A 9,281-nucleotide genomic window follows, 5' to 3' on the forward strand; every position below is an offset into this window, starting at 1 on the left:
CTCAGAACGTGGCCAGGCGCACGCCGCCGTAGACGGCGAGGCCGGGCCCCAGGAACCCGGTCGGGTTCTGGTAGCGTTGGTCGAACAGGTTATCGATGCGCGCGAACAACGTCGTCGTGTCCGACCAGACGTAGTTGGCCGAGAGGTTGACCAGGGTGAAGCCCGGGTTCTTCAGCCGCGTGATGGAAAAGTCCCGATTCCCGTCGACGAAGGAGCCAATGGAGATCAGCGTGCCGGTGAGCGTCAGGTTCGGCAGCGGCGTCCAAATGCCGGTGAGGCTGACCTTGTGGCGGGGACGCCGGAGCAGCTCTTGGTTGGCGACCTCGTCCTTCGTCACCGTGTTCGTGTAGTCGACCCAGGCGCTGAAGCTGTCGGTGAGCCTCACCGAGACGAAGCTCTCGGCGCCGTAGGCCACCGCCCGGCCGACGTTCACGTTGGTCGAGTAGGTCGGGAAGTAGGCCGTCTGGATCAGGTTGCGGAAGTCGGTTTCGAAGTAGGTCGCACCAACCAGCACCCGCTCGCCGAGCGGCTGCTCGAAGCCGCCGTCGAACCCGAAGCTATCCTCGGGCCGCAGGTTCGGGTTTCCGAAGAAGCGGAAGCTCGGATAGTCCTGGTAGAGCTGGCTCAGGGTCGGCGGCTTGAAGCCGGTGCCGACGCTGCCCTTCAGGCGCGTCTCGGTGCCCGGAAGGATGTAGCTCGGCGCAACCCGGAAGGTGGTGGCGCCGCCGAACTGGTCGTTCGCGTCGTGACGGATGTTGGCCACGAGGAAGGCGCGGTCGGTAATGGCGGACTGGAATTCGGCGAAGCCACCGGTGTTGCCGTTCGCGCGGTTCAGCCCGGTTGTCTCGATGCGCTCATCCTCGCGCTGCGCCCCGAACAGCAGGAGGTTGCCGGGCGCAAGCTGCACGTCGCCGCGGTAGTCGAAGCGGGTCCGTTCGCCGAGGGTGGATGTCGGCGTCGGCGGCGCGAGCGGGTCGAGGGGGCCGGCGAAGAGGCGGTCGAAGCTGGCGTAATTGGCCCCGAACACGTTGTGGAAGCCCGGCACCGGCGTCCACTCGGCCTCGCCGCGCATGAGGAGTTGCTGCTGGTCGTTAAGGTTCCGGTACGGCAACGGCCGGTAGGGGAAGCCGCCGTCCGCTTGGTCGAGATAGGCGCTGTCGGAGAAGCGCAGCACGTAGTTCAGACGGAAGGTATCGCTGAGCTGCGCGCCGAGCTTGGTCGAGATCGTCTTGATGTCGGTGAAGGCGGTCCGCAGCTGCACGCCGACCGGCAGGAGCCCGAAGGGCGTGACCGGCAGCGCGGCCTGGCGCAGGTGCTGGACGCTAACCGAGTAGTCGAAGATGCCCTCCGAGCCGGAGATGCGGCCGCCCTGGTTGGCGGTGCCGTAGGATCCGCCCTCGACGAAGGCGGTCGCCTTGGCCGGTCCCTCGCCGCGCTTCGTCACGAACGAGATCACGCCGCCGATCGCGTCCGCGCCGTAGAGGCCGCTCTGAGGACCGCGCAGCACCTCGATGCGGGATAGGTCATCGGTGAGAAGCTGGCTGAAGTCGAAGGCGCGGTTCGGGGTCGAGGGGTCGTTGACGTCGATGCCGTCGATCTGGACCTTCACGTGGTTCGAGTTGGTGCCGCGGATGAAGACCGAGGTCTGGCCGCCCGCGCCGCCGGTGCGAACCACGTTGACGCCCGGCACCTGCTGCAGGGCGTCCGGCACCGTGCGGACCTGCTGGGCCTGAAGCAGGTCCGAGGTCAGCACCGTGACGCTGGAGCCCGTCTGTGTGACCGGTGTGGGCACGCCGGTGGCCGAGACCGAGATCTCGGCGAGCGAGACGGCGGCCTCGCCGCCGCGCGGCACGTCCGCGAAGGGCGCGGCGACCTGCTGGGCATGGGCTGCGGGCGTGGCGAGCAGGGCTGGGCCGGCGCAGGACAGCGCCAGCCTGCTCCGGAGAGCGGAACGAAGGGGATCGGGCACGGAAGACAGGCCTCGGGCGACGGCAGTGGCACGTCACTGCGAACGAGGCCTCGGGCCGCACCTCCCCGCGGGACTGGCGCGCCTTCGACACCCGCCAGGACACCCCGCCCGACACGTTTCGCGTGTGACCACGACTGACGGCAGGTCTCCTGGCTCGCGGGTCGCTGCCCTCTCACCGTCTTCCCGGGCGAGGCTGCCCAGTGACATGGTGGCGGAAGGCTCGCCGCTTACAGTTGCGGGGGCAGCCGCGGCATCGAGCTTGCGCCCTCACCGCGTTCCCTTTTGATCCCCGAAGGGAACCGTCCGGTCCTCCATCCCATCGCAGCCGGGCACAGTCAATCACGCTGAAGCAGGCATCAGGCGCCTATTGCCGGAACGCTGCACCACCACGCTTTCGCTGCGCGTCGCCGTGGCGGTACGTTGATCACGCAGAAGCGCGAGGACGGCTCGCATTCCTCTCGTTGCACCAAGCTACACCACCTTCCGAGACAGCTGCGAGAACGGCTGCTCCGACAGCCTCGCCGATCAGGGTATGAAGGCCAGCGAACCGGGCGGGTTCACCGGCTTGAGGAGCGGCGACGACGATGCAGTCTGTGCCGGTACCCGACACGACCTCTCCGTGTGGCCGGTAATCTAATGCGAGAACGGCGGCCGTTCTCGCCTGCGTGACAATCGAAATCGTCTCGATCAATGCCGCCTGCGAAAGGGCGCAGGATACGTGCACGAGTATGTTGATCGTGCCGAAGAGAGGAGGCGTCGATGCCTGCGAGCAGCCGACGCGCGTTGCGTTCCCGAGACCGACCGTTGTGAGGCAGGTCGCCGACACAGTCCCGGCCTCTGCCTGAGCAAGGTGATGACGTCGAACGTCACGCGGCGTCATCAGGGCAATTGCGTCGCCGTGCCCTGCCGCCGCCATCCGTGTTTCCAGAAAGGCGAAGGGGTCGAGGTCTTACGGTAGGTCCGCGTCACGCACCTCCAACCAGGCAACCTTGCGGCCAACTTGGAAGCCGGGTCGAATCATCGCCCAGCTCAGCAGAGTCTGAGCTTCGTGAAACGCCGTGACGAGGTAAGGCTGCTGGCAGGTGATGTGGAAGGGGAGCTTCATACGACAGTCGGGTAGCGAACGGCTTAGCCTTCCTGTCAGCGCATCGGCCGGTGGGTCAGTCAAGCGCCGAGGTCACGTCCACCATCGAGATCGAAGCGGACCTTAGATGGCATTGCGCGGAGCGTCAGCTTGGGGTCAACAGCGTCGATTGCCGGCACGCAGATGGGATGTCCGAGAGGGGTCGGGAGCAGCGATCCAAGCCGTCCGACGCCAATGTCGGCTTGTGTCGCAAAGAGCTGTCATTCGACGTTGGGTTCAGCGGCAGCATCGGGTTCCTCATAACGAGCTCCTCAACCCGGGAGCCTGTCATGCCCGAAGTTGTCACTGTTCCCACCAGCACACGTGTTCCCTGGAACCGCGGCCGTATCGTCGGACCCAAACCGCCGCTGAAGCCGAAGCACATTTGGGCTCTGCGCACGCGCCTCCAGCTCGCCAACCGCACGCGCGACCTTGCCCTGTTCAACCTTGCCGTCGACAGCAAGCTACGCGGGTGTGATCTCGTCCGCCTGCGCGTGAGCGACATTCATCTGGGTGACGCTGTGCGTCTCCGAGCAACCGTCTGCCAGCGCAAGACTGGCAGGCCGGTCCCGTTCGAGATCACCGAACCGACGCGCGAGGCTCTTAAGGCTTGGCTGACTGCGCGCAGGTTGAAAGCCGGCGACTGGCTGTTCCCGAGCCGCAGCCGACTCGGAGAGCATCTAACGACGCGGCATTACAGTCGGCTGGTAGATCGCTGGGTTGCCCTGATCGGCCTGGACCCTTCGGCGTTCGGCACGCACAGCCTGCGCCGCACGAGGGTCGCGCTGGTCTATAAGCGCACCGGCAATATCCGAGCCTGCCAACTGCTCCTTGGCCATACCAAGCTGGTGAGCACGGTTCGCTATCTCGGCATTGAGGTTGACGACGCGCTGATCCTCTCAGAGCAGACCGAAATCTGAACCGGACGCCGCGGTGGAAATGGCCGCGGCGTGCCAGCAGGATGGTCGCTCTCCAGGGTGCCGAATGACCCCGAGCAGTCATTTGCGCCGGTGCCGATTAAGGTCCGGATGAGCTGCGAAAGCGGTCTCTCAGTCGATGGCGGCGAGTCGCTGGTAGGTCTCGGCCAGGACTTATCGCGGGCCGAGACCGCTGGCGTAGGCCGCGCGCAGGGCGGAGATTGTCGGGAAGGAAGGCACGGGTCCGTCCTCGTTCGTGCGTGTCACAGGCCCGCGAGGCGGGCGGCTTCTCGGGCGATGCGCCCGTCCGGCGCGGTCAGGGCGTCAAGCACCCGAAAATGGTCGGCTCCCGGCACGACGTGCAGGTCGCCAGCGAGGCCCAGCGCCCTGCGGGTAGCGTGGTAATCCTCGGATTGGCGGCACAGCTCGGGTAGCTCGGCCCCGCCATAGATCACCGAGACGGGCAGCCCATCCGGGGCGAGGCTGCGGATGGGCGAGAGCTCGGCGACCTCCCCATCGGTGAGGCGCAGCGCGTCATTCAACGCGGTCCCGGCGATCGGTCCGAGATCGAAGATCCCGCTCACCGCCAGGGCGGCGTCGGCCGCGTCGGCGGCGAGCGTTGTCATCAGCGCTGCGAGATGGCCGCCGGCCGACCAGCCCGCGACGACGAGGCGCGAGGGTCCGATCTTCTGCCGCAGTAGGCGCAAAGCCGCCCCGACTTCCTCGGAGATCCGGGTGAGGCTTGCCTCCGGGGCCAGGGTGTATCCCACCAGCGCCACATCGAGGCCGAGGCCGAGCGGCCCCTCGGCCATGCAGGTGAAATCTTCGCGGGCGTTGCGCTGCCAGTAGCCGCCGTGGATGAAGGCAAGGCAGGGCGCCCCCGCCGCGCCGCAGCGGTAGAGATCGAGGGCCTGCCGCGGGCCAGGGCCGTAGGCAAAGGTCTGTCCCGCCTTGCTCTCCCGGAAGGCAGCGCTGCGGGCGCGCCAACCCGCCACGAGAGCAGTGCTGTCCCGGACTGCCGCTGAATTGTCGTAGGCCCGGGTCAGCGAAGCGCGGTCGAGGTCGCGCCACGCCACGGCGTCGGTCGCGGCCATCAGGCGGCTTTCGGCGCGTGGTGGCTGTGGAGCTGGGCCGACAGCATGCGGCGCAGATCGTTGAAAGCAGGACTCGACACGTCCCGGCGCCGCGGCAGGTCGACGGTGTGGACGGCCTCGATCCGGCCCGGCCCCGGCGACATCATCACGATCCGGTCGGCGAGGAAGATCGCCTCCTCGATGGCGTGGGTGACGAACAGCACGGTGAGGCCGGTCCGGGTCCAGAGGTCGAGGAGTTCGTCCTGGAGGCGCTCGCGGGTCATGGCGTCGAGGGCACCGAATGGCTCGTCCATAAGGACCATCTCGGCCTCGTTGGCGAGCACCCGGGCAATGGCCACGCGCTGCTTCATGCCACCCGAGAGCTGGTGCGGATAGGCGTCGGCGAAGCGGCCGAGACCGACCAGATCGATGTAGCGGCGCGCGGTCTCGCGAATCTCCGCCGCGGGGCGGCCCCGCGATTTGGGGCCGAAGCCGACATTGTCGCGTACGGAGAGCCAGGGGAAAAGGCCATAATCCTGGAAGACCATGCCGCGGCTCGGAGCGGGGCCGACGATCGGCTTGTCCCACATCAGGGCTTGGCCCGAACTCGGCGCCTCGAAGCCGGCGGCGATGCGTAGCAGGGTCGACTTCCCGCAGCCCGAGGCACCGAGCAGGCAGACGAACTCCCCCCGCTGGACGGTGAGGCCGGCGCCGCGCAGGGCCTCCGTCCGTCGGCCTTGCGCCGTGTAAGTCTTCGAGACGTCCCGGATCGTCAGAATGGGAACGGTGGGCTCAGCCATGGGATGGGCTCCACGAGAGGAGGCGGCGGCCGATGCGCATCACGATCCAGTCCGAGACGAAGCCGGCGACGCCGATCACGCCCATGCCGCAGATCACGATCTCGGTGCGCGAGAGTTGTCGTGCCTCCATGATGACGGCGCCGAGGCCGGTCTGGACGCCCGTCATCTCGCCGACCACGATCACCACCCAGGCGAAGCCCAGGCCGAGCCGCAGCCCGGTGAAGACCGAGGGGAGAGCGGCTGGCAGCACCACCCGGATGAACTGGGCGGGACCCGTGCAGCCCAGCATCGCCGCTGCCTCGAACAGGCGCGGCTCCACCGAACGCACACCGAACACGGTATTGACGAGGATCGGGTAGAAGGCACCCAGGAACACGAGGAAGAAGGCCGAGGTGGCTCCGAGCCCGAATAGAATCATGGCCAGCGGCAGCCACGCGGTGACAGGGATCGGGCGCAGGATCTGCAGCACGGGATCGAGGAGAGCCTGGACTAGAGGCACCCGCCCGATCATCAGCCCGAGCGGCAGGGCCGCCGCGGCGGCCAGCGCGAAGCCGCCATAGACCCGCGACAGCGAGGCCCAGAGATGGGTCCACAGGGTGGCGCTGAAGGCGTCGTCGTTGATACCGCCGAACGCCATGTCGCGCAGGGCCAGCCACACTTCAGCGGGAGGCGGGACGAGGCTGTAGGGCCTGTTCGCGGTAGTGAAGTGCCAGAGCGCGAGGGCCGCCAGCGGCACCACCAGCGCGAGGACAGGGCCGCGCAAGCGGTCGAGAAGGTTGCGGAGCGGATCGTTCGGCCTTGGGCTCTGACCCTGAGCCGGCATGGCGGTCGGCAAGGCGGCGGGGAGGGCGGCGCCCTCGATCGCGGCGCTCACGCGTCCCTCATGGCATCGACGAAGCGGGTGTCGATGAAGCCGTCTTCGGGAAGGCGCTTGATCTGCTTCAGTGCCAGCATGCGATCGGCATAGATCTTGGCCTGCCGCACCTCGTCCGGCCCGAGCTTCCAGGTCAATTCGACGTTCGGGGCCGAGATCGCCAGCGCCTCGCGCTTCTGGCCGAGCTTGGCCACCGCCATGGCGATCATCGCCTCCCGGTCCTTGGCGGCGAACTCGGTGGCTTTGCGGTGGATCTGCAGCATGGTGCGCACGAGGTCGGGCCGCTCGGCCAGCGTGTCCCGATGGGCGCCGAACACCATGTTGAGCGAGCCCATCTCGGTGCCGTAGGGGTACTCGACGAGCTGGCCGATGCCCGAGGCTAGGCTGACGCCGGGGGCGGGCTCAGCACCGACATAGGCATCGACGTCGCCGCGGGCGAGCGCGAGGTGCATCTCCGAGAAGGAGATGCGCACCGGGGTGATGTCCTTCACGGACAGTCCTTCCATGCGCATCCGCTCCAGTGCGAACACCTCCTGCGTGCTGCCGGGCCAGATCGCCACGCGCTTGCCGCGCAAGTCCTTGATCGTTCGGATGTCGGAATCCTTGCGAGCGATCACTCCCATGCCGCGGTTACAGGTGGAAGCGATCACGACGATCGGCTCGCCCGCAGCGGCCCCGAGCGTCGCCGCCGCGAGCCCGAACGTTCCGAAATCCACCGACTTGGTGACGACGGCGTTCTTGCCCTCGGTCGGGCTCTCGAACGGGATGACCTCGACCCGCACGCCTTCGGGCGTGAAGCGCTCGTAAAAGTGTGGCGCGATCGAGTGAATAAGCTTGAGCGAGCCCATCCGGATGACGGTCGGAGCGGACTGTGCCCGCGCAACGCGGCCGGGGAGTGAGTTCGCGACGAGGCCGACTCCGAGACCGGCGAGGAGGCTGCGGCGGTCGATCATCGGGCGGCTCCTGCATCTATCGATGCCGTAAGCCTAAAAAGCTGGGCTGTTGCCAGGAAGTGCTAATTTTTGACGGCCCTGTTGAATTTCTGGCAACACTGCGCAGGAGGACCGGAATGAAGCATCTGCGCAGCCTTACCGCGGTGGCCGAGGTCGCTCGCAGCGGATCGATCCGGCGGGCAGCCGAGCGCCTCAACATCACGCCATCGGCGCTGACCCGGCAGATCCAGGACATCGAGTACGAGCTCGGAACGCCGATCTTTGAGCGCCTTGCCCAAGGGATGCGCCTGAACGCGGCGGGGGAATTGCTGGCGCGGCACATCCGCGACCAGGCCGCGGACCTGGACCGGGTGCGCTCGCAAATCGCCGACCTCTCCGGCGTGCGCCGAGGTCACGTGGCGCTTGCCTGCAGTCAAGCCTTCGTCACCCGGATGATCCCGGAGGAGGTTGAGACCTACCGGGCACAGTTTCCCCAGGTCGCCTTCACCGTGCAGGTGCGCGATCACGTCCAGGCGGTGGCCGCTCTCGTCTCGTTCGAGGCCGACCTCGCGCTCATCCTCCAGCCGCCACCCTCGGCGGAGCTACATGCGCTTTATGCCGGCCGTCAGTCCCTGTGCGCCCTCATGCGGGCGAGCCATCCCCTGGCCTCCGAGGACGGACCGATCCGGCTACGCGACTGTATCGCCCACGCGCTTGCGCTGCCCGACCGTTCGCTCGCGATCCGCCACCATATCGAGCAGGCGCTCGCCCGGCGCGGGATCGAGATGCGCGCGACTGTGGAATCGGGATCGCTGGAATTCCTACGCAACGTCGTCCTCCGAGAGGATGTCGTCAGCTTCCAGGTGCCGAGCGGCATTCCGGACGACCCGCGCCTGCGCAGCCGTCTGATCGACGCCCGCGACCTCGAACCGATGAGCGTCGTGCTGGCGCAACTGCGCGGACGTCTGCTCCCGGTCGCCGCCAGCAAATTCGCCGACCAGCTCGCCGCACGCCTGAACCGTCAGATAGCTGCGGCCTGAACGCTCTTCGAGGGATGTCAAAGCCAGGTGGGTTAGGACGGCGTAATTTTCATATGGCCGTGGCTGTGAACCGGCTCGGAACGGAATGGTGTGGACTTGCTGCCCTCCTCGGCACGGGGCCGGTATGCGTAGCGGGTTTGGTTGCGCCGGCAGGCCTCGGCCCCGTGGAGCGCCGCACCGGGGAGGCGGTAGAGGTTTAGCGCCCCCCTCGTGCGGACTCCCGCGGCCACGCCGCTGCTAACCGTTATTGCCCCGGCGTCGAGCCCTGCCGGCAGGCTCCCAAGCAGCGCGCCTGCCGCTCGGACTGCAGAAGAGTCGCTGCGCTCCAACCTCGTCTGTGTCGAGCTGCTAGCCTCTGTCTGATCAGCTGACGATACAGCTTCCCATAATAGGATAAGGTCCAGGCTTGGATCATGAGCGGATCTTGAAAGGGCAAAGCCGAAGGTCTGCTAACGGCGGATTTTGTTGAAAAACTCGGCTGTTGCAGCGGCATATCTGAGGTGATTCACTGCCGTTGTGAGGCGGGGATCGACGCAGATGATGGGACCTCGGC

8 protein-coding genes and 1 riboswitch are annotated in these 9,281 nt (G+C 67.2%); of the genes, 2 read left to right on the forward strand and 6 right to left on the reverse strand.

From position 1 onward, the window contains the following. Nucleotide 1: 1 nt before the first annotated feature. Both HNR51_RS25700 and HNR51_RS25705 read right to left on the reverse strand, forming a co-directional pair. The gene (locus HNR51_RS25700; protein ID WP_182556845.1) at nucleotides 2-1,969 is read right to left on the reverse strand and encodes a TonB-dependent receptor plug domain-containing protein; all 1,968 of its coding nucleotides are present in this window, start codon (nucleotides 1,967-1,969) and stop codon (nucleotides 2-4) included. A 122-nt stretch (nucleotides 1,970-2,091) separates the two neighbouring features. Then, nucleotides 2,092-2,288, reverse strand: a riboswitch (cobalamin riboswitch). A gap of 105 nt (nucleotides 2,289-2,393) precedes the next feature. Beyond that, the gene (locus tag HNR51_RS25705; RefSeq protein WP_301549811.1) at nucleotides 2,394-2,897 is read right to left on the reverse strand and encodes an adenosylcobinamide amidohydrolase; all 504 of its coding nucleotides are present in this window, start codon (nucleotides 2,895-2,897) and stop codon (nucleotides 2,394-2,396) included. A 485-nt stretch (nucleotides 2,898-3,382) separates the two neighbouring features. On the opposite strand from HNR51_RS25705, the gene HNR51_RS25710 reads away from it, so the two are divergent. Continuing rightward, nucleotides 3,383-4,012, forward strand: a complete 630-nt coding sequence (locus HNR51_RS25710; protein WP_182556846.1) for a tyrosine-type recombinase/integrase — start codon at nucleotides 3,383-3,385, stop codon at nucleotides 4,010-4,012. Nucleotides 4,013-4,272: 260 nt separating this feature from the next. On the opposite strand, the gene HNR51_RS25715 is transcribed toward HNR51_RS25710, so the two are convergent. Genes HNR51_RS25715 through HNR51_RS25730 form a run of 4 tightly spaced genes read right to left on the reverse strand, consistent with a single transcriptional unit; the run spans nucleotide 4,273 to nucleotide 7,709 of the window. Beyond that, a complete protein-coding gene (locus tag HNR51_RS25715; RefSeq protein ID WP_182556847.1) occupies nucleotides 4,273-5,103 on the reverse strand; it encodes an alpha/beta hydrolase in 831 nt (276 codons plus the stop codon). Continuing rightward, on the reverse strand, nucleotides 5,103-5,882 hold the full coding sequence (locus tag HNR51_RS25720) for an ABC transporter ATP-binding protein (protein ID WP_182556848.1): 780 nt from the start codon (nucleotides 5,880-5,882) through the stop codon (nucleotides 5,103-5,105). Before HNR51_RS25720 ends, HNR51_RS25715 begins: the two co-directional genes overlap by 1 nt. Next, the gene (locus HNR51_RS25725; RefSeq protein ID WP_210280259.1) at nucleotides 5,875-6,705 is read right to left on the reverse strand and encodes an ABC transporter permease; all 831 of its coding nucleotides are present in this window, start codon (nucleotides 6,703-6,705) and stop codon (nucleotides 5,875-5,877) included. Before HNR51_RS25725 ends, HNR51_RS25720 begins: the two co-directional genes overlap by 8 nt. 47 nt (nucleotides 6,706-6,752) lie before the next feature. Next, entirely contained in the window at nucleotides 6,753-7,709 is a 957-nt protein-coding gene (locus tag HNR51_RS25730; protein ID WP_182556850.1) for an ABC transporter substrate-binding protein, read from the reverse strand. Nucleotides 7,710-7,825: 116 nt separating this feature from the next. On the opposite strand from HNR51_RS25730, the gene HNR51_RS25735 reads away from it, so the two are divergent. Further along, nucleotides 7,826-8,728, forward strand: a complete 903-nt coding sequence (locus HNR51_RS25735; RefSeq protein WP_182556851.1) for a LysR family transcriptional regulator — start codon at nucleotides 7,826-7,828, stop codon at nucleotides 8,726-8,728. The last annotated feature ends 553 nt before the right edge of the window (nucleotides 8,729-9,281 follow it).

Origin of the sequence: Methylorubrum thiocyanatum (genome assembly GCA_014138645.1) — a bacterium.
In the GTDB taxonomy this organism is placed as follows: Bacteria; Pseudomonadota; Alphaproteobacteria; order Rhizobiales; family Beijerinckiaceae; genus Methylobacterium; species Methylobacterium thiocyanatum.